Genomic DNA, 21,059 nt, shown 5'->3' with positions numbered 1-21,059 from the left:
GGGGCTTGCTGACCAGGCGGTCGCCGCAGGGAGCTTAACCCGACCTAGTGTTGAGGAGGCCCTCGACCACATCGTGCGGCCGGCTCAGCGCCAGCAGGCGCCCTCCGTCCTGCACGAGCTGAAATTGGGCGTCGACCAGGACGGCGCGCCAGTAGGCGATGACCTCCTGCGGCTCGTGCAGGGTATCGTGAGCGGCGACCATGACCAGCCAGTTGGACGTGCCGTCGATCGGCGGCTGTCCGCGCCCGCGGCGAGCAAAGTCGATCTGTTCGTTCACGTAGCCGGTGTGACGGCCGGTCGCGAAGGTGCGCACGGCCCGGAAATAGTCCTGCACGATCTCGGGGTCGCGCGCGGCGGCCTCGTCGGGAGGGCTGCCCTGCATCGAGCGCTCCAACATGCGCGACACCCTGGCCTGGGTGAGCTGCGTCCCGATCAGACCGGCCCAGACGCGGATCAGAGCGGGGTTTCGACGAAAGGCATCCTTCAGGACGCCGAAGGGACCGATCCTGCGGCCACTGGCCGCGGAAGGTGGATCCGGATTGACCAGGACCACTCGTCCCAGACGGTCGGCCGCGATCTTGTGCAGCGCGGCGACGAATTGGGCTCCGCCGCGCGCGACGACGTCGACGGTCTGCAGCTTGAGGGCGTCGAGCACCAGTATCGCGTCATCCGCCGCAGCGGGGTACGGATCGTGCAGCCCAGGACGAAGGCTCTCGATTTCGTCGGTGAGACCAAACCCAGGCCGATCGATGGAGATCGGCCTGAAGCCAGCGCTCTGGAGCGCGCGCCGCAGCCCTCTCGCGACGATCCTGGAGGTCATGCTGCTATGGACGACAAGCACGGGACGACCGGACGCCGGTCCATAGTCGCTCACCGCAATACGGCCGCCGCCAGGCCTGTGGACAATCCGCAGCGGTTCGGCGCCCGCTTCGATCACGCCGATGTCGCCGCCGGTGGATCGTGTCATCCAGTTCAGGGCGTTCGCCTCGGCGATCTTACGGGCGAGTGCGGCCGCGCTGCCCACCTGCAGCAGGCCATACACCTCGTTGAGCTCTCGTTTCACGACCGCCTCGCCGAGACCCAACGCCGCTGCGGTTTCGCCGCGCGTCATGCCGTCGGCGATCAGGACCGCGATCGCCGCCTGCCTGGTCGACAGCCCCCATGCGTCCCCCAGAAGATCGACTTCCTCGGTCTCGGGAAGCACCCCGAAGGCCAGCGACACCAGGCGACGCACCAGGGCGGGCAAGCGCGGTGCCCGCACCCGCACCATAGCCTCCGCCATGGCCTCACGAGCGGTGTGATAAGAGATGCCCAGGCGCTGAGCGGCCGTCCTGACGCCACCAGTACGGATCGCTTCCAAAGCGACCCGTGTCTGAAGGCCCGTCAGGCCGAACGCCTCACAGGCCGCTTGCAAGGGCCGTTGCAACCGGTGCGAAGGGCTGGCGAGGACGACGATCTGGTTGGGCGACGCAGCGGCCGCGGCGCGGACGGCGCCGGGCAGGATCCAACCCTCGGCGCGCGAGGCCAAGGCGTAGGCGCAGAGCGTCATTTCGAGAGGCCCGTCGTTGACCCGCTCGACGATCGCAGCGCCAGCGCCGTCGGCGACCCGCGTCAGCATGGTCTCGTCCAATACCAGTTCGGGCCGCAAGGCCGCGAAGGCGGCGCTCGCCGCTAGGATACGCCCTTGTCGATCCACGAGCGCCGCGGCCAGGCTCTCCTCGTGGAACAAGGCCTTTGGGGCCCCCGTCGCGAGACTTGCGCCCACCGCCAGGAGGGTTTCGCTGATGTCCGGCTCAACGCTCGGCGACGCCATACGTTCGGCGTCAGGCCCAAAGTCCATTCCAAATCATCTCCAAATCACCGCTCAGACATGCCTCGGCTGACGCGCTTGGGCAATTGCGACGAAAAGCCCGCCGACGTCTGGAGGCGGATGCGGGCGGATGTTCACAACAGTCGTTCGGACGACTTCGTCTAACGCCGTGTTTCTGGAGCGGGGCCCAATGTCCGCTCTGGCGCAGGCGCGACATCGCGACCAGCAGGAGCTGGTCGCGATGGTTGAGGGACAGCCGAAACAAGGTGGCTATCGGACGGGATAGTATCGCTCAGGCCGAGTTTCGCACCACGCCAGCGACGCCCTTGCAGATCGCAGATTGGATCGAAGGGATGGCTAGCCCGCGTTTTGAGCCTCGCTTGCCGGCAGTCCCGCAGGATCCATCCACATGGGCTCAAACACATGGCCATCCAGATCCTGGAAGGTGCGGACATACATGAAGCCCATGTCCTGTGGCTCGCGGAGATTGGTTTGGCCCCCCGCCGACACCGCGGCGTCGCAAACCTGATCCACCGCATCGCGTTCGCCGAACGACAGGGCGATCAGCATCTCGTTGGTGGCTGGAGATGCGATCGGCTTATTCGAGAAGCTCAGGAAGTAGTCGTGCGTCAGGAGCTGGAAGACGATGGTGTCGGACCAGATCATCGCCGCAGAGTCGTCCGAGGAGAAGTCCGGGTTCTTGCGGCATCCGATCGCTTCGTAGAAGCGCACGGCCGCGTTCAGATCGCGGACGGGAAGGTTCAGATAGATCGACTGGCTCATCGTGCCTCCAAGGGTCAAAAGTGCGCCGCCGGGCGGCGACGTGAGGACCATGGCGGCGCGGGCGCCGTGACGCCTTGACCTTTAGTAAGATCGTCGAGGGCCTATCGGCGGCCGTAGGCGATGGCGCGCCTCAGGCGGCTCAGGCTTTCCGGCGTGATCCCGAGCCAGGCGGCGACGTGGTGCTGCTTCAAGCGGCGGTGAAGGTCGGGCTGCGCCTCGATGAAGGCCCGATAGCGGTCCAAGGCGTCGTCGTGCCGGAACGCGATTTCCTCCGGTTCCTTCTCGATGATCCAATGGCGCTCAAGGTACCGGATGTAGAACGTGGCCATGTCCGGGAAGGCGTCCACGAGCCGCTTGAACGCCACGAAGTCATATTCCAGCAGGACGCAGTCCTCGATGGCGGTGATGCCGAACCGGCTCGGCGCGCCGAGCATGGTGGCGGTCACTGACGCGGCGATGCGGTTCTCAGGGAAGAAGTACTTGATCACCATGTCGCCTGCCGGGCCGGTGTAGTGCTGGAAGAGCAGCCCACTGACCACGAAGGCGTAGGCGCTAGGGACATCTCCCGCCCGGATGAGCGGCGCGTCCTTCGGCAAATCCCTGCGCCGAAGGATCGCCGTCCAAGCCGCCTCCGCCTGCGGCGACAGATCCGCGTAGGTCCGGGCCTTTGCGAAGAATTGGGCCAGATCCGATTGGGCTTCCAAGACGGTCACAACACTTTCACTCGCCACCTCATCGCAGCCCGATCGGGTCAAGTCGCCGCCGGTCAGCTCAAGCTTCTTGACGCGTACAATGCCCGATCCTCAGACCTCCACAAAGGTCGGTTCCCGTCGTCGGCCGGCGGATCGATGTCCGGAATCTGGCAATCAATATTCGCCCGCTAGTGGGACGCAGGTGGTTCCCCAGTGTTTCGCACCGATCCTGCGGATCGGCCGCCTGCTCCTCCGCAACGTCCTGGTGTCGCCGCGGCCGGTCTCGCTGCAGCGCGGTGAAATCCAAGCCGGGGCGATCTTGAGCCTGGACGTCTTCGCCAACCCAGGACCTTTATCTCGACGGGCCGGGAAAAAGGGCCGTGATCCTGCCCGCCCTTGGACCGAGCGCGGTTGTTTATAATCGCCTGGGCGCCAGTTGGTTGGCGCTAGCTGGCTGGCCGAGCCGGTAGATCGATCGTCGCCGCGAGCCCGCCCTCGGGACGGTTGGCTAGGGTGAGGCGTCCGCTTTGGCCTTGGGCCAGGGCCTTGACGATCGACAATCCCAGACCTGCTCCGCCGGTAAGACGATTGCGCGAGGTCTCGCCGCGTTCGAACGGGGCGGTGATGGTTTCCAGCACCGCGTCCGGCAGGCCTGGTCCGTTGTCCAGCACCGTGATTTCGACCCGGCAACCCAGCGGGCGGGCGTCGACCGTCACCGCGCCGCCGTAGCGCACGGCGTTGTCGACCAGATTGTCGATCATGCGACGCAGGGCCAAGGGCGAGGCCCAGGCCGCGCCCGCCGCCTCGGGCGCCAGCAGCACCACCTGGCCCATCTCAAAGCGCAGGGCGACCAGGGTCTCCAGCTCGCGGCGAATGTCGATCGCCCGGGCGCCGTCGCCGCGTCCCGCGTCCTGGCGGGCGAACAGCAGGGTGTCGTCGAGCAATTGAGACATCTCCGCCAGGTCGGTCCCGGCCTTGGCGCGCTGGGCGTCGTCGCTGATAAACTCCGCGCGGAGAGTCAGGCGGGTGAGGTAGGTGCGCAGGTCGTGGGCGATAGCGGCCAGCATCCGCGTGCGCTCGTCCATCAATCCTCGGATCCGTCCCTGCATCGTGTTGAAGGCCGCGGACAACTCGCGCAACTCGCGCGGTCCCTGCAGGGGCAGGGCCTTGGCGTTCAGATTGTCGCCGAATCGCACCACGTCCTTCGCCAGCAGGCTGACGGGCAGGGTGGTCTGGCGCACGGCCAGGGCCAGCATCAGCAGGGTGACGACCAGCACGGTCGCGGCCGCCAGGGAAACGCGACCGAAGAACTGGCGAGCGGTGTCTGGCGCACGGCGGCGCAGGACCAGCACCTCGCCGTCGGCCAAGCGCACCGACAGCCGCAGGGCGTGCCGGCCGGGCAGGGCGCCTTCCTTCAGGCGGCCGCCGCGCCGAATGTCGATCCGCAAATCCCGCGCGCCCAGGGCCTGGCGATAGGCCCGATAGCCCGGATCACTGGCGTCGGCGGCCCGGGCGCGAAGCTGGAGAGGCGGGAAGCCCTCGTCCAGGGTCGTGCGGATCACGCCGGTGTCCAACGCCTTCACCACCTTGGCCCGTACAGCTGGCGGGCTGGCCTCGACCGCTTCGATGATTGCCCGCGCCTCGGACGGCCGCGGCAACTGATAGAAGCGCACGCCCCCTTCGCCTCGGCCTTGCGGCCAGACCAGCAGGGCCGCGCCGATCACCAGCATGACAGCCAGGCCCGCCAGCAGGATCGCCGTCATCCGGGTGGAGAGGTTGTCGGACAGCATCATGGTCAGAGCCGTTCCGCTGGGGCGCTGAACAGATAGCCGCCGCCGCGCACGGTCTTGATCAGGGTCTCCCCTCCCGAACCGGCGCCCAGCTTGCGACGCAGGCGGCTGAGCAGCACATCGACAGCGCGGTCGAACGGCTCGGCGCTGCGGCCTCGGGTCCAGTCCAGCAACTGGTCGCGGCTCAGCACCCGCTGTGGGTGGCGCAGGAAGGCCATCAGCAGGTCGTGCTCGCCGCCGGTCAGGACAACGGCCCTGCCGCCGGGATCGGTCAGGTCGCGGCTGGCGGTGTCGAGCCGCCAGCCGGCGAAGCCCAGCACCTCGCCCGGTGGCGCGCTGGCGACGCGATGGACCTCGCGGGTGCGGCGCAGGATCGCCTTCACCCGGGCCAGCAGTTCGCGCGGGTTGTAGGGCTTGGGCAAGTAGTCGTCGGCGCCGATCTCCAGGCCAATGACCCGGTCGATGTCATCGCCCTTGGCGGTGACCATCAGGATGGCCACCTCGCCGGCCGCGCGCAGGCGACGGCAGACCGACAGGCCGTCCTCGCCCGGCATCATGATGTCCAGCAACGCGAGATCCACCCGCCGGCGGGCGGTCAGGCGGTCGAAGGCCTCGGCGTCGGCGCAGCCCATGACCTCATAGCCCTCGCGGCGCAGCAGCCCCAGGGTCAGGTCTCGGATTTCGGCGTCGTCTTCCACGACCGCGATCATCGTGTTGTCGGCCATGCCAGGGAGATGCCTCAAGCTCGGCGCCGGGGAAAGCCGTCCCAGGGGCCGTTTACACTTCGACACAGTTCGTCAGGCCCGCGCAAACCAGGGATTGCACGGCGGAGGTCATATGGCGGCGTCGAGGGACACCGACGCCATCCCATGGAGCCATCATGCGCAAGACTTCCATCCTGGCCGCGAGCCTCTCGACCCTCGCGGTTCTGACCGCGATGGTCGCCGTCCCAGCCCAGGCTGGCCAGCACGGCCGGCTTGTCAGCGTCCAGGGCGCAGGCGGCCACGGCTATGTCCACAGCCGCGACGTCAGCCGTCAGCCCGGCGCGATCTCGGTGTCGCGCGGAACCCAGACCAACGCCGGTCGCGGCGTGGCCAGCAACCGCAACGCCAGCTGGGCCGACGGCGCCTATCACGGCGGGGCGTCACGCACGTTCAACAACGGCGCCTCGGCCAGTCGCTCCACAGATGTCGTGAACAACGGCGACGGTACGGTTAGCTACGACTACTCACGCACCGGATATGACGGCTCGACGCGGTCTGTCAGCGGGACGACGACCCGCCCCTGATCGAACCCGTCCAGGCCCGCCGCGCCTTTCTTCCTCCCCCGATGCGAAGGGCGCGGCGGGTATTTTCCGGAGCCTGAAGATGAAGATCCTGATCCTGTCCGCCTGCCTGATCATGATGGCCGCCTCTACCGCCCAGGCCGCCGCGCGTACGCCCGGCGCCGGGCTCGACAAGGCCGACGCCAACCACGACGGCTATGTCACTCGTGACGAGTTCAAGGCTTTGCGCGCGGCGCAGTTTGCACGCCTCGACCGCAACGACGACGGCGTGGTGTCGTTGTCCGAATTCCCGCGCCTGGCCAAGTCCACCCGTTCCAAGGCCCAGGCGTTGAAGGCGGTGATCACCCGCGCCGACCGTGATGGCGACGGACGGGTGGCCCGCGCCGAATTCGTCGATGGACCCGCGCCGCTGTTCGACCGCGCCGACCGTGACCATGATGGCCGCCTGTCACGCGAAGAGGTCGCCGCCCTTCGTGATCAGCTTGAGAGTCTGAAATGAACACCCGCCGACGCAAGACCGTGATGATCGCCTTGGCGGCGGCGCTACTGACCAGCGCTGGCGCGGTCGAGGCCGCCCAGCTCGACCTAGGGCTACGCGGTAAACTGCGGCAGCGCCTGCAGCAGAAGAGGGCCGAGGAGGAGCGCCCGATCGACCTGCAGGCGATCGCCCCCGGCGCCCGTAAGCTGACCGACGCCTACGGAACCGACGCCGCCCAGCGGCTGGACGTCTATATCCCGCCGGGCGCCCGCAACGCGCCGATCCTGATCATGGTGCACGGCGGGGCGTGGATGGTCGGCGACAAGGCCAACACGGGCTCAGTCGAGAACAAGCTCAAGCACTGGCTGACCCGGGGCTGGATCGTGGTCAGCGTCAACTACCGCATGCTGCCCTACGCCATGGCCTACGAGCAAGCCGAAGACGTCGCTGAGGCGGTGCAGTGGGCGCAGGGCTATGCCGAGGATTGGGGCGGGGACCCCGGGAAGATCATCCTGATGGGTCATTCAGCCGGCGCGCACCTCGTGGCGCTGGTGTCGTCCAAACCCGAGCTGGTTGGTCAGCCGTGGGCGGGAACGGTGGTGCTGGACTCGGCGGCCATGCAGCTGTCGCGGACCATGGCCGGCCGCCACCCCCGCTTTTACGACCGGGCGTTCGGCGACGACCCGGCCTATTGGACCAAGGCCTCGCCGATGGACCAATGGACGCCCAAGGCCGTGCCGATGATGCTGGTGTGCTCGACCCAGCGTCCCGATGATCCCTGCGACGACGCCAGGCGGTTCCAGGCCAAGGCGAAGGCGGGCGGTCGCGACATGCCGGTCCTGCCCCAGGACCTCTCCCACGCCGAGATCAACCGAACTCTGGGCCTACTGGGCGCCTATACCAGCGCCGTGGACGCTTTCATCTCCAGCCGATCGTCGATGCGGCATTAGCGGTCCGGCGGCTGGCTAGCGCTAAAGTGCGCCTGGCGGGGCATGGGCCGCGAAAGACAAGCCTTGAGGTTACCATTCCCCGCTAAGGATCTTTCAGACGACATGCGTCCAGTTCGCCAGATCGCCTTTTATATTGTCCTGCTCTTGGGGCATTCCCGTCCTCCCTTGGCCAAGGCCGAAACGATCGCTCATCCCGACAACGACGCGGCGCGGGTGGAATATTTCGTAAGCAGGCCGAGCGGTGAGGGGCCCCGGCCCACCATCATCTTTCTCCACGGCTACCAGTCGCCGGACGCCCGACGGGGCGCAGTTCGGACATGAAATCCCCGTCAAGGTCCTAGCGCGGCGAAGGTCCGGGATCGGGCCGATCTCAAGGTCGGCTTCTGGCGCACGGCGGACGTCTAGGCAGTGCCCCCCGGCCGGTGCGGTCGGTGGCTGCGCCGGCCGCGCCTGTCCTAGCGCTACTTGGTCGCCTTGTGCACGGCGTCGATCACCTTGCCAGCGGCTTCCTTCGCCGAGCCAACGATCTTGTCGGCGACGCCTTCGGCCTGCAGTCGCTCGTTGCCGATCGCCTTGCCGACCGTTTCCTTGACGGCTCCGACGCTCTTCTGGGTCACGCCTTCGATACGTTCTTTGCTCATGGCCATTCTCCACCTGAGACTGCGGCCACGGGAAATGCCATGGCCGCTGCGCGGCCAATCGGGGCAAGCACATTAGACGTAGGCCCCGGCTGAGCCTTTGGTTGCATCCGCAGGGTGTTGGCCGCGGGCATCGGCGTGGCGGCGTCGGAGGATCTCCATTGGACCGGGAGCCGGCCAAACCCCAGCAGCACCGGGGGTCATGCGCAAACATTCAGGACCTTGATGCTATGGGATCCAGCCCAGGCTGGACCCTCATCGTTGATCTGCGAGCGTCCGGCTTTCCGCCCGGAGCCAAGGACCGCTTGTGGCGCTCTCGTCGCGCTCGGCCTGATCGGCTGAAGTTCGGATCGTCGGAGAAGGTCGGCTAGCGACTGCGAGGTCGGGCCGAAGCGTGACCCTCGCGCGCCAGACTGAAAAATCGCTGTCATCCATCCAGTCCTGGCCCTACCGTAGGTGAGAGGCGGAGGCTTTGCATCCTCCGGTGTCCGGCCAGGCCGGGCGATGTCTGGGCCCGGCGGCGGCGAGACCGCGGCGATACACCCCAACTGGCGCGCCACCCGACACGGTTTTCGGGCGAGGGACGGCCATGTCCGACTACGCCTCTGAATTCTCCATTCGCCGACTGTGGATCATCTTCGGTGCGAGCATGGCGATCATGTTCGGCGCCCTGCTGTGGTTCGGCGGCGAAATCTATCACACCAAGCCGCCCATGCCGTCCGTTGTGCGGTCAGCTTCGGGCCAAGTCGTCTACACGGGCGCGGAGGTCCGGCGCGGCCAGGCGGTCTGGCAATCGACCGGCGGCATGCAGCAGGGTTCGATCTGGGGCCATGGCGGTTATGTGGCGCCCGACTGGAGCGCGGACTGGCTGCACCGCGAGGCGCTCGCCCTGCGCGACCGATTGACGAACTCGAGCTACGCGGCGCTGACCGAGCCTGATCAAGCGCGGATCGGCGCCCTGCTCAAGCGCGAGATGCGCACCGGCGGCTACGACCCGCGCACCGCGGCCATCACCGTCAGTGACCAGCGGGCGAGCGCCATCGCGGCGACCGCGGTCCATTTCGAGGGGCTGTTCACCAATCGCACGCCCGCCGACCAGCATCTGCGCGAACTCTACGCCATGCCGCAGAACGCGACCCTGACCGGGACCGAAGCCCACGAACTCGGCGCCTTCTTCTTCTGGACCGCCTGGGCGGCGGCGGCCGAGCGGCCGGGGAAGACGATTACCTACACCAGCAATTGGCCGCATGAGCCGCTGGTCGGCAACACCCCCACGGGAGCGATCTTCCTGTGGACCTTCATCTCTATCTTCGTGCTGCTGGCCGGCATCGGCGCCCTCGTCTGGTACTACGCGCGCGAGTTCGACGTCTGGCGCCGCGACACCGAGCCGGTCGAAGGCTTCGCGACCAGCGACCTGTTCGGCAGCGCCACCATCACGCCGTCGATGCGCGCCACCGCCAAGTACTTCGTCGTCGTCGCCGCGATGTTCTTCGCTCAGGTGCTGCTCGGCATCGTCACCGCCCACTATGCTGTCGAGGGGCAAGGTCTCTACGGCCTGCCGATGGCCGAGTATTTCCCCTACGCGGTGACCCGCACCTGGCACACCCAGCTCTCGGTCCTGTGGATCGCGACCGCCTGGCTGGCGACAGGCCTCTATGTCGCGCCGCTGCTCGGGGGGCGTGAGCCGAAATTCCAGCGCCTTGGCGTGAACTTCCTGTTCGTCAGCCTGTTGGTCATCGTCGTCGGATCCTTCGCCGGCGAATGGGCCGCGATCAATCGCCACCTGGGCGCGGGGACCGCCAATTTCTGGTTCGGCCATCAGGGCTACGAATATCTCGACCTTGGTCGCTTCTGGCAAATCTACCTGTTTGTCGGCCTGCTGCTGTGGGTCGTACTGGTGCTGCGCGGGATCTGGCCGGCGTTGCGGGAGAAGTCTGGCCGTTCGCTGGTCTTCCTCGTCGCCATCGCAACGGTTTCGATCGGCCTGCTGTTCGGGACCGGGCTCTTCTACGGCCAGCACACCCATATCTCGGTCATGGAATATTGGCGCTGGTGGGTCGTCCACCTCTGGGTCGAGGGCATCTTCGAGGTGTTCGCGACAGCCATCGTTTCAGCCTTGTTCGTGAAGATGGGGCTTGTGCGCATGTCGGTGGCCGCGACGTCGGTATTGCTGGCGACGATCATCTTCTTGGGCGGCGGCGTGCTGGGCATGTTCCACCACATCTATTTCAGCGGCACCCCGACCGCGGTGATCGCCCTGGGCTCGGTATTCTCGGCGCTCGAGGTCGTGCCGCTGATGGTCGTCGGGTTCGAGGCCTACAACCGGCTGAAGTTCGAGCATCGGCACGGCTGGCAGGAAGCCTATCGCTGGCCGTTCGCCTTCTTCACCAGCGTGCTCGTGTGGAATCTGGTCGGCGCCGGCCTGTTCGGGTTCTTCATTAATCCGCCCCTCGCGCTCTACTACATGCAGGGGCTCAACACGACGGCGACCCATGCCCATGCCGCCCTGTTCGGCGTCTACGGCATGCTTGGCATCGGCCTGACCCTGTTTTGCATGCGCGGGCTCTCGGACCCGGCCCGCTGGAACAATGGGTTGCTGGCGACATCGTTCTGGTGCCTCAATATTGGCCTGGCGATGATGGTGCTCCTTTCGCTCTTCCCGCAGGGCCTGTTGCAGGCCTACCAGAGCTTCACCCGCGACTACGCCTACGCGCGCAGCGCCGAGGTCATCCACAGCCCGCTGATGCAAGCGCTGGTATGGATGCGGGTGCCGGGCGATCTGGTGTTCACGGTGGGCGTGGCCGCCTTCATCATCTTCATGGTGGGCGCCCTGTTTGGCCGCCATCGGCAAGACGACACCGCCGACACGCCCCTTCCGGATCTTGAGCCCGTCGTTGTCAGGGGCGGATGACGGTCCGGCGCCTCAGGTTCGAGGCGTCCGGCGTCTGGGACGGTCCTGAGTTCCGCTTCTGGCGCAGGTCGCCGAAACCAGCTGGGCGGGGCGGAGGTCGAACCGACCGATCCTGCGGCTTCGACTGCCCTACTCAATCGGCAGTAAGGTTCCGGTGACGGCGGGCCGTGTAGATCGATGACGTGGTTTTGCTCCTGGCTTGGTCCCCTCCGGAGTCGTCGTGTTGGTAGGCGCTGGCGAAGGCCCTCGTTCGAGAGAGGCGGGCCGATTTGCTTCAGACGCAACGGGTCATGAAGACGCTGTTCGGGTCGGACTTGTAGGGTCCAAAGGGCGCGCAATCCGAAAAGCCATTGCGGGCATAGAGGGCCCGGGCGGCGACGAAGAAGTCGCTGGCCCCGGTCTCCAGGCTCAGGCGTGAGAGGCCCAGCGCGGCCGCGTGGCTCAGAAGATGGTCCAGGATGGCTTGGCCGACCCGACGACGCCGGAAGGCGGCAGCGGTGTGCATCGACTTGATTTCGCCGTGGCCCTCATCCAATCGCTTGACTGCACCCACGCCGGCTAGGTCCTCGCCGTCCCAGGCGGCGAAGAAGTCGAGATCGGCCTCCCGCATGGCGTCCAGCGGCATGACGTGGCAACTCTCCTCCGGAGCGGTTGAGCGCATCGCGGCGAAGTGGCCGGCTAATAGGGCGACTACTCTGGTGTCGTCGAAGTCGCCGGGGACGATTCGGAGCGCGGTCATGGTCAGGTCGTCTTGCTGTTGATGATTAGGTAGCGGCTAGGAATATCGCAGGGATTCCCGATCCGGTTGAAGGTCGTGTTTCTGGAGCAGATCGAAGGTCAGTTCTTGGCGCGACGTCGCCGCGCCAGGATCGGGGCAGGGGTAGCCGAATGCAGAGATAACGCGGCTCGGCCGGACAAGACTGCGCTTTCGGTCGGCTCGAATCTCGAAATACTATGACGGGCGAGCCGGGAGGGTGGAGACCGACGGCCAGCCCGATATGGTGTTCCACTCGCTTCATGTGCCGGCGCCCAAGATGGCCGCCGATCGTCACCCACGAGATTGTAGAGAGCATACGTTTCCATGGCGCGCGGCAGCAATTCCAATGGCGTACGCCGCTACAACGAACGTCTGGTGCTCTCCACGATCCGCCGGTTGAATGGAGCCTCGAAGGCCGAGCTCGCCAGGATAACCGGCCTGTCTCCGCAAGCGGCGCTTCGCATCGTGGAGGATTTGGAAGCCGATGGCCTGCTCGTGGTCGCCGGCCGCCGCACGGGCGGCATGGGGCAGCCCTCGACGATCTACAAGATTAATGGCGAAAACGGCTATACGATCGGCGTGGAGATCGGCCGCAACCGGCTCACTTGCGTCCTGCTCAATTTCGATGGCGTGGTTTTGGCTACGCAATCGCGGGCCATGACCTTTCCCGACCGATCGGTGGTCATCGACGAAGTCGTCGAGTTCGCGCGAACCCAGTTAGCGGCCTTGAAGCCGGAACAGCGGGACGCGTTCCTGGGGGTGGGCATCGCCATGCCTTGGTTTATCGGGGCCTGGCGGGAGGAAATCGGCGTTTCGGTGGCTCAGGCTCGCGAATGGAGCGGCGATGACGTCGAGCACGCCTTCCGCTCGGCCCTGAGCTGCCCTGTGTTTTTCGAGAACGACGGCAACGCCGCAGCTCTGGCCGAACTGCTTTGCGGGGTCGGATTGGGGGTCGAAAACTACCTCTACTTCCACATCGGCGCCTTCGTCGGCGGCGGGCTGGTGATCGGTGGCCAGATCCACCAGGGACGCCACGGCAACGCCGCGGCCCTGGCGTCAATGCCGGTCCCGGGCGAAAACGGGCAGGACTTTCTGCTGCATCGAGCCTCGCTCTACAGCCTGGAAGCCGCCCTCGGTTCGGGAAACGACGAGGCCGCCCGCGAGACGTGGCTGGCGACTTGCGCGCAGGCGCTGGCCTTCGTCGTTCTGAGCACCAACAGCCTTTTGGACCTCGACGCGATCATTCTCAGCGGCGCGCTTGACGCCGGCATGCTTGAGGCGCTCGCCGACCGGGTTAAGGCCAACATCGCCGCGACCGCGCCGATTGACTTCTTCAAGCCCCAACTTCTGATTGGAGCTCTCCGCGAAGCCGCGCCGGCGGTGGGGGCAGGGCTCCTGCCGCTTTATGCCAGCTACAGTCCCAACCTCGGATCGCTGCTGAAAGGCGACGGAAACTAAGCTCGGCGATTTCCTCGTTGACAGACTAAATCACATAACTAGATTTAGTCCCATAACGTCGCCATGCGACGCAGTGCGCCGCCAAGGCGCCTGGGAGGAAATAATGGTTCTCGACCAGTCGTATCGCGCCGCGCTCAGCCGTCAGCGGCGATCTGCCCTTCATCGCCTTCCAGCGCCATGTCGCCCCAAGACCTGACCCTGCTCGGCGTCGAGCGCTGACCAGGCCTTCGCCTGCGCAGGGGCGTCTCCTGCAGGGCGCGGGCGCTGCGTCGACCATCCGATCCTTTTCCAAGAGTAGTAGTCCATGGCGGAACCCAATCTGTTCGGCGGCATCGAAGCGGGCGGCACCAAGTTCTTGTGCGGCGTAGCCGACGAGAATGGCGTCGTGCTCGATCAGATCCGCATACCGACGACGACCCCGGATGAGACGTTGAGCGCGGCGAGCGCCTTCTTCGCTCGGGCCCAAGGGCGACATGGCCCGTTGGCGGCGCTGTCGATCGGCAGCTTCGGGCCGCTTTCCCTGCGCGCCACGGCCCCCGACTATGGCTCCATCACCTCCACCCCTAAGGTCGGCTGGAGCCAGATTGATCTGCTTGGTCACTTTCGCCAGACCTTGGATGTGCCCATGGCGCTGGACACCGACGTCAACTGCGCCGCGGTCGGGGAGCTGTTGTTCGGCAGCGGGCGTGGCCTCGACACCTTCTGCTACGTGACGATCGGCACCGGTATCGGGGTGGGCCTGCTGATCGGCGGGGCGCCGCATGGCGGGGCCAACCATCCGGAAGCGGGTCACATTCGTCTCCCGCGGGCTGTGGGAGACCAGGCCTTCGACGGCATCTGTCCGTTTCACGGCGACTGCCTGGAAGGCCTGGCCAGCGGGCCGGCCATTCGAGCCCGATGGGGCGTGCCGGCCGAGCAGCTTGCGCCTGGCCACCCGGCCTGGGGGATCATCGCCGACTACGTCGCCGGCCTCTGCGCCAGCCTGACCTACATCGTTCGCCCAGACCGGATCATCATCGGCGGCGGCGTCATGCAGCCGGTCAACATGCATGAGCAGGTTCGCGCGTCGCTGGAGCGCCAACTGGCCGGCTACGACTCCAGCGTCGCGGGCCTGGACATGAACACCTATGTCGCCGCGCCGAGCGCCGGCGACTCGGCGGGCCTGACCGGTGCCCTGGCCATGGCCTATCGCATGATCACCCGCCAATGGCCCATGCACTGGGCCATTGGCGCGCAACAGAACGCCGCTTCAACCCTCGCGAAGGTCTCCTGACCATGACGACCACCGACACAGCGCTCGCGCCGCCTCTTCGATCCAGGGTTTCCCTGGTGATGGTTTTCTCCGCTCTGGGGGCGGCTTTGGGCGGCCTGCTTTTCGGGTTCGACACCGCCGTCATCTCCGGCGCGACCGGGGCCTTGCAAAGCCGTTTCGCCTTGAGCGATGGCGCGCTGGGCTTCACCGTCGCCTCGGCCTTGATCGGCACGGTGATCGGCTCACTGATCGCCGGCGCCCCGGCCGACCGCTTTGGCCGCAAGCCCATGCTGCTGGCTGTGGCGATCTGCTACGTGATCTCGTCGCTGGGCACGGGCCTGGCTTTCGATTGGTACAGCCTGATCGGCTTTCGCTTCCTGGGCGGCCTAGCCATCGGCGCAGCCTCGGTCGTCACGCCGATCTACATCGCCGAGGTCTCGCCCGCCCATGTGCGTGGCCGCCTGGTGGCGCTCAACCAGCTCAACATCGTCCTGGGCATCCTGCTGGCGTTCCTGTCCAACTATGCGATCGCCAGCCTCGCGCCGGCCGATGTCGCCTGGCGCTGGATGTTCGGCGTCGTGGCCGTTCCCTCCGCGCTCTTCCTGGTAGTCACCTTCATCCTGCCTGACAGCCCGCGCTGGCTGGTGGTGCAAGACCGCGATGAGGAAGCCCGCCGCGTCATGGCGCGTCTGGGCTTCCACGATCCGGCCGGCGAAGTGGTGCAAATGCGCGTGGCGGCCGATCGCGATGCGAGCAGGGCCAAGCCGAGCCTCTTCCAGGCGGCCTATTCGGCGCCGGTGGGCTGCGCCATCGCCATCGCCATGTTCAATCAGCTCTCGGGCATCAATGCGCTGCTCTACTACGCGCCGCGCATCTTCGAACTGGGCGGGGCAGGGGCCGACAGCGCCCTGCTGCAGTCGGTGGCCGTGGGCGGGACCAACCTGGTCTTCACCATCCTGGCGCTGTTCCTGATCGATCGCTTCGGCCGCAAGCCGCTGCTCTATTTCGGCTCTGTGGCGACTGCGGTGGCCCTGATTCTTGTGGGGCTGCAGTTGGAGAGCGCTCATCCCAACGGCGCGCTGGTGCTTCTGGGCCTGCTGGGCTTCATCGCCGCCTTCGCCATCTCGCAAGGCGCGGTGATCTGGGTGTTCATCTCGGAAGTCTTTCCCAGCGCCGTGCGCGGCAAGGGCCAGGCGCTGGGCAGCACCACCCATTGGGTGATGGCCGCCGCGATCACCTGGGCGTTCCCGGTCTTCGCCGCCCATGTCGGCGGCTGGGTCTTCGCCTTCTTCGGCGCGATGATGCTGCTGCAGTTTTTCTGGGTCTGGAAGGTGATGCCTGAGACTAACGGCGTCGCGCTCGAGGACATGGACGTTCGGAGGGTCCATTGATGCGCCGTCAACTTCTCGCCGTCGCGCTCGCCGCCCTCTGCACCGCGCCTTTGGCCCCGTCCGCCCGGGCGGAGGAAGCCCGTCCAGGCTACCACTTTGCGCCGGCGCGCAACTGGAACAACGATCCCAATGGCCTGGTCTATTACGAGGGCGAGTACCACCTGTTCTACCAGTACAATCCCTATGGCGACCGCTGGGGCCATATGAGCTGGGGCCACGCGGTCAGCCGCGACCTAGTTACCTGGCAGGAACTGCCGGTGGCGATCCCCGAAACCGACGTCCAAGCCTTCTCGGGCGGGGTGGTGGTCGACTGGAACAACACCAGCGGCTTTGGCAAGGATGGCCGGCCGCCCTTGGTGGCCCTCTTCACGGGCCACAACACCAAGACCCGCATCCAGTCGCAGTATCTGGCCTACAGCAACGACAAGGGCCGCACCTGGACTACCCACGGCAAGGTGCTCGACATCGGCTCGACGGAGTTTCGCGACCCGAAGATCTTCTGGCACGAGGCCACCAAGCGCTGGGTGATGCTGACCGTCATCGCCGCGGAGAACCGGGTGCTGGTCTGGACGTCCGGCGACCTGAAGAGCTGGACGATGGCCAGCAGCTTTGGGCCCACCGGCGCGCGCGGCAAGAATTGGGAATGTCCAGACATCTTCGAACTGCCGATCGAGGGCGGCAAGCCCGGCGAGAAGCGCTGGGTGCTGGCCATCAGCCTGGGCGATAGTTCGGTCAACGGCGGATCGGGGATGCAGTATTTCGTCGGCGACTTCGACGGCCAGCGTTTCACCCTGGACCCCAGCTGGACCGGTGATCCGCAATGGCTCGACTGGGGCGCCGACTACTATGCGGCGGTCACCTACAACGACCTGCCCAAGTCGGACCCGCGGAAGATCGCGATCGGCTGGGCCAACAACTGGCGCTACGCCAATCTGATCCCGACCTATCCCAATCGCGGCCTGATGAGCCTGCCGCGCTCGCTGTCCCTGCACAAGACATCGGAGGGATACCGCCTCTACCAAGCCCCGGTGGCGGAGGCGGAAGCGCTGCGGCGCGATCACAGCAGCGCCGAGGGCCTCAAGCTCGGCGAGGCGTCCCAGCCGCTACCCGTCAAGGGCGGTCGGGCTGAACTGGTTATCGATCTGGACACCGGCTCCAGCCAGCAGGTCGAGATCGCGATCAAGGACGCTCAAGGCTACCAGACCCTGGTCGGCGTCACCGCGCCAACGGGCGAGGTCTATGTCGACCGGACCCGTTCAGGCCCCAGTTTCCATGAGGGCTTCCCCGACCGCCACATCGCGCCGGTGGACCTCAAGGGGCGCAAGGTCAAGCTTCACCTGTTCGTCGATGAATCGATCATCGAGCTCTACGTGAACGACGGCGCGCGCACGATCACCGACCGGTTCTTCCGCGGCGGCGGCGAGCTTTCCTGGTCGGTCTCCGCGCGAGGCGGCGAGGCGACGATCGAGACGCTCAATGCGTGGACACTTTCGGATCCGCGCAAGAAATGACGCGATCCTCCCGGTGGGCCTAGCCTCCGTCGGGAGACGCGACCCCATCGAGCTTGGCGGATCTCGTCAGGCTCCATCCTCGGCGAGCGCCGAACCGGCCGCCCGACAGCGGCTTCCTCCCCGACTACGGGTCGGGCGTCCTGCGCGCCCGACCCGCCTTGTCGTGAGGTTCCATCAAGTCATTGTTTTCACCCGGAAAGTTCCGTCGCCGAACCGGCCGAAAACGACGATTCCGTCTTGACCTAACTAAATCACCTTTCTAGATTTAGTGCCAAGCAAGGCTGCCGCAAGCGTGAACGCACGCTGTGGTCCAGGGGAGGAAACCGGTGAAGTCGTCCACCCGACGAAGGATTTGCGCTGTTCGCCAGCGGCCGCGCCGAACGCTCGCGGCGGTCTTGGCCGTGCCGAATAGGCAACCGCCATTTTCGCAGCCTTCAGGCGCCGGTTCGCGCTCCAGTGCTCGCGATATCGAACCAAAACAATCAAACAATGAGGGGAAACACTATGCCTAGGACCATTCGCGCCCTGTTCTGTTCCGCGTCGCTGGTGTCGCTATTGGCCGTCTCGCCGGCCTTCGCCCAGCAGACCGACGACAAGCCCGCCAAGCCGGTCGACGACTCCACGGTCGAAGAGGTCGTGGTCACCGGCTTCCGCGCCGCCCTCGGCTCGGCCCAGGAGGTCAAACGCAATTCCGACGCCATGGTCGATGCGATCGTCTCCGAGGACATCGGCAAGCTGCCGGACAATAACGCTTCCGAAGCCTTGTCGCGCGTCGTCGGCGTCCAGGTCACCCGCTACAACGACGAGGCCGGCACTGTGCTGGTGCGCGGCCTTCCGGACGTGGCCACCACCTTCAATGGCCGTGAGTTCTTTACGACCAACGACCGCTCGCTGCACATGCAGGACTTTCCGGCCGGCGTGATCGCCGGCATCGAGGTCTACAAGTCCGGCACCTCGGACCTGATCGAGCCCGGCCTTGGCGGGCTGATCAACCTGCGCTCGCGTCGGCCCTTCGATGTCAAGGACACCGAGATCGCCGGCGAAGTGCGCGGGTCGTACAACACCCAATCCAAGGCCTATGACCCCTCGGCCAACCTCGTGGTGACCAAGCGCTGGGACACGGCCATCGGCGAGATCGGCGCCTTGGCCAATGTCAGCTTCGTGCGCATGACCTATCGCAACGCCGACCGCTACGCCGACTCCGCCATCATCACGCCGATGGCCTGGAACCCCAGCAATCCCGTCAAGGTGACGACACCGGGCGTGGGGATGTTCAACTTCCCAGCCAATGCCGGCAACTTCTACGAAAAGGGCGTGCGCGATCGCCCCGCCTTCAATGGCACCCTGCAATGGCGCCCCAACGACAAGCTGGAGTTCTATGCCGAAGGGCTTTGGCAAGCCTATCGCGGCGACGTCACGACCGATGCGTTCAATGTCAACTTCGAACGGCCGGACCTGACCGGCGTGTCACCGACCCTGAGCAACGTGGTCCTAGTCGAGGGCGAGCCGCTGAAAGCGGCCAGCTTCACCAAGACCGGCGGCTACGTGCCGGAATTCTGGCGGAAGGCTCAGGAAGACAAGACCAACACCTACCAGGGCGCGCTCGGCTTCAAATGGAAGGGCGATCGCGCCGTGGTGTCAGGCGACTTCGCCTACACCTCCAGCAAATACCAGTCCAACCAGGTCAATATCGACGCCCAGTTGGCCAGCGCGCCGACCATCAACGTCCAGTTCGATGTCGACGGGACGGCCATCTTCAATCTGGGGGACTATGACATCGCCAATCCCGCCACCTATGTGTGGCGCGGCCTCTACCAGCGCGACTATGTCGAAAAGGGCGACGGCGTCCAGGGCCGGCTGGACCTGGACTGGGACACCCACAGTTCCTGGCTGCCGACCATCAAGGTCGGGGTGCGCGCCAGCGACCGCGACGCAAGCTCCCAGAACAACGACCGCTACGCCTACACCGCGCCGCTGAACATTCCCTTGGCGAGCCTGCCGACCGGGGCGCTGGAGATGATCTCCAACGGCTTTGGCGACGACGGCCAACAGTTCAGGCAGTGGCTGATGCCGACGTGGGACGCCATGCGCGACAATGACGAGGCGCTGCGTCAGCGCGCCTTCGACCTGACGGGCCAGGCCAACTACGCCACCGCGGAGATCCCCAACAACCCGCTGGGTGGCTTCACGGCCAAGGAAGCCACCTACGCGGCCTACGCCCAGGGCAAGTATCAGTTCGACCTGGGCGCCTATCCGGTGGACGGCGCGATCGGCGTACGCGTCGTCAACACCGACGGCCAGTATTCCGGCTTCTCCAATGTCACCGGGGCCAATGGCGCCGCGCAGATCGTCCCGCAGTCGGTGTCGCAAAACTATGTCGACGTCTTGCCGTCCATCCAGTCGCGCATCCGGTTTACGCCCGAGTTCCAGCTGCGCCTGGCGGTCAACAAGACGCGGACGCGGCCAAGCTTTGGGCAGCTGAACCCCTCGCTCAACATCACCATCAACAGCACCGGTCTGGACGGCGCTGCGCCGCACTACACCGCTACCGGCAGCGGCGGCAATCCTGACCTGAAGCCGCTCACGTCGATCAATTACGACGCCTCGTTCGAGTATTACTTCGCCAAGAGCGGCTCGGCGACGCTGGCGCTCTTCTACCACGATCTGGACGGCTTCATCAGCTACTACACCCGCGATGTCACCGATCCGACCTATGGCCTGATCCAGCTGAGCCGGCCGGAGAACGCTGGCAAGGGCCGGGTGCTGGGGGCGGAAGCCAACTTCCAGACCTTCTTCACCTTCCTGCCGGGCTGGTGGTCGGGCTTTGGCGTCCAGACCAACCTGACCTACCTCGACGGGACCTATGCCTTGCCCCAGACGCTGGGCGAGTCCGCACGCCAGGTGAAGATCCCCGGCGTGTCCAAGTGGGCCTACAATCTCACCGGCTTCTACGAAAAGGGGCCGTTCGCCGCGCGGCTCTCCTACAACCATCGTTCCGAGTACGTGGACAACTACAACCGCAACACCAACGAAGAGCTCTATGCCGGCCAGCTGACGCGGGCGGTGAACCGTCTGGACCTGTCAACGTCGTATGAGCTTTCGAAGGGCTTCACGCTGGTCGGCAACGTCAGCAACATTCTCGGCACGCCCTTCAAGACCTACCGCAACTACAGCGAAACGCAGGCCTTCGGCCGGGATCTGCGGGTCGAGGGCCGCTACATCAGCCTGGGCCTGCGCTTCAAGATGTAGCGCGCGACGGCCATCTGGACGGTCTGAACGGGGAGCGCCAAGGCGCTCCCCGTCTCCGAGCGACCGCCATGACCGCTTAGCCTTGCAGGCGGCGGATGCGCATT

The 21,059-nt window shown here is 66.0% G+C and carries 16 protein-coding genes; 9 read left to right on the top strand and 7 right to left on the bottom strand.

Going from position 1 to position 21,059, the window contains the following annotated elements; genetic code table 11:
• Window positions 1-34: 34 nt before the first annotated feature.
• From ASD47_RS02840 to ASD47_RS02820, 5 genes are all read right to left on the bottom strand, one after another.
• Complete coding sequence (locus tag ASD47_RS02840; RefSeq protein WP_162251608.1) at window positions 35-1,813, bottom strand: alpha/beta fold hydrolase; 1,779 nt, start codon at window positions 1,811-1,813, stop codon at window positions 35-37.
• A gap of 354 nt (window positions 1,814-2,167) precedes the next feature.
• A complete protein-coding gene (locus ASD47_RS02835; RefSeq protein ID WP_056751277.1) occupies window positions 2,168-2,593 on the bottom strand; it encodes a VOC family protein in 426 nt (141 codons plus the stop codon).
• Between the two features lie 101 nt (window positions 2,594-2,694).
• Window positions 2,695-3,297, bottom strand: coding sequence for a Crp/Fnr family transcriptional regulator (locus tag ASD47_RS02830; protein WP_235525732.1), 603 nt, complete (start codon window positions 3,295-3,297; stop codon window positions 2,695-2,697).
• Window positions 3,298-3,731: 434 nt separating this feature from the next.
• Complete coding sequence (locus tag ASD47_RS02825; RefSeq protein WP_056751271.1) at window positions 3,732-5,078, bottom strand: ATP-binding protein; 1,347 nt, start codon at window positions 5,076-5,078, stop codon at window positions 3,732-3,734.
• 2 nt (window positions 5,079-5,080) lie between these two features.
• Complete coding sequence (locus ASD47_RS02820) at window positions 5,081-5,800, bottom strand: response regulator (protein WP_056751268.1); 720 nt, start codon at window positions 5,798-5,800, stop codon at window positions 5,081-5,083.
• 155 nt (window positions 5,801-5,955) lie between these two features.
• Between ASD47_RS02820 and ASD47_RS02815 the strand changes: the two genes are divergently transcribed.
• From ASD47_RS02815 to ASD47_RS02805, 3 genes are all read left to right on the top strand, one after another.
• Window positions 5,956-6,363: a hypothetical protein gene (locus ASD47_RS02815; protein WP_056751264.1), complete on the top strand. Its 408-nt coding sequence runs from the start codon at window positions 5,956-5,958 to the stop codon at window positions 6,361-6,363.
• Window positions 6,364-6,442: 79 nt separating this feature from the next.
• Window positions 6,443-6,859: an EF-hand domain-containing protein gene (locus ASD47_RS02810; protein ID WP_056751261.1), complete on the top strand. Its 417-nt coding sequence runs from the start codon at window positions 6,443-6,445 to the stop codon at window positions 6,857-6,859.
• Window positions 6,856-7,788, top strand: a complete 933-nt coding sequence (locus ASD47_RS02805; protein ID WP_056751257.1) for an alpha/beta hydrolase — start codon at window positions 6,856-6,858, stop codon at window positions 7,786-7,788. The genes ASD47_RS02810 and ASD47_RS02805 overlap by 4 nt, the downstream gene beginning before the upstream one ends.
• 461 nt (window positions 7,789-8,249) lie before the next feature.
• Here ASD47_RS02805 and ASD47_RS27890 read toward each other — a convergent pair whose 3' ends face one another.
• Window positions 8,250-8,429 carry a CsbD family protein gene (locus ASD47_RS27890; protein WP_056751254.1) on the bottom strand — a complete coding sequence of 60 codons (180 nt, stop codon included), beginning with the start codon at window positions 8,427-8,429 and terminating at the stop codon, window positions 8,250-8,252.
• A 586-nt stretch (window positions 8,430-9,015) separates the two neighbouring features.
• Here ASD47_RS27890 and ASD47_RS02795 point away from each other — a divergent pair.
• The gene (locus ASD47_RS02795; RefSeq protein ID WP_056751251.1) at window positions 9,016-11,337 is read left to right on the top strand and encodes a nitric-oxide reductase large subunit; all 2,322 of its coding nucleotides are present in this window, start codon (window positions 9,016-9,018) and stop codon (window positions 11,335-11,337) included.
• A 274-nt stretch (window positions 11,338-11,611) separates the two neighbouring features.
• Here ASD47_RS02795 and ASD47_RS02790 read toward each other — a convergent pair whose 3' ends face one another.
• The gene (locus tag ASD47_RS02790; protein WP_056751248.1) at window positions 11,612-12,076 is read right to left on the bottom strand and encodes a GNAT family N-acetyltransferase; all 465 of its coding nucleotides are present in this window, start codon (window positions 12,074-12,076) and stop codon (window positions 11,612-11,614) included.
• Between the two features lie 342 nt (window positions 12,077-12,418).
• Here ASD47_RS02790 and ASD47_RS02785 point away from each other — a divergent pair, with 342 nt between their 5' ends.
• From ASD47_RS02785 to ASD47_RS02765, 5 genes are all read left to right on the top strand, one after another.
• Window positions 12,419-13,552, top strand: a complete 1,134-nt coding sequence (locus ASD47_RS02785) for an ROK family transcriptional regulator (protein WP_056751245.1) — start codon at window positions 12,419-12,421, stop codon at window positions 13,550-13,552.
• A 304-nt stretch (window positions 13,553-13,856) separates the two neighbouring features.
• A complete protein-coding gene (locus ASD47_RS02780; protein WP_056751243.1) occupies window positions 13,857-14,825 on the top strand; it encodes an ROK family protein in 969 nt (322 codons plus the stop codon).
• Window positions 14,826-14,827: 2 nt separating this feature from the next.
• A complete protein-coding gene (locus ASD47_RS02775) occupies window positions 14,828-16,195 on the top strand; it encodes a sugar porter family MFS transporter (protein WP_082564416.1) in 1,368 nt (455 codons plus the stop codon).
• Window positions 16,195-17,706 carry a glycoside hydrolase family 32 protein gene (locus tag ASD47_RS02770; RefSeq protein WP_056751237.1) on the top strand — a complete coding sequence of 504 codons (1,512 nt, stop codon included), beginning with the start codon at window positions 16,195-16,197 and terminating at the stop codon, window positions 17,704-17,706. Before ASD47_RS02775 ends, ASD47_RS02770 begins: the two co-directional genes overlap by 1 nt.
• 504 nt (window positions 17,707-18,210) lie before the next feature.
• Window positions 18,211-20,955 (top strand): TonB-dependent receptor, encoded by a 2,745-nt coding sequence (locus ASD47_RS02765; RefSeq protein WP_056751234.1) that lies wholly within the window; start codon window positions 18,211-18,213, stop codon window positions 20,953-20,955.
• The last annotated feature ends 104 nt before the right edge of the window (window positions 20,956-21,059 follow it).

This window comes from Caulobacter sp. Root1472 (genome assembly GCF_001426985.1).
Classification (GTDB): Bacteria; Pseudomonadota; Alphaproteobacteria; order Caulobacterales; family Caulobacteraceae; genus Caulobacter; species Caulobacter rhizosphaerae.
Note: the sequence above shows the minus strand (reverse complement) of the source record. Positions and strands in the feature narration are given on the sequence as shown.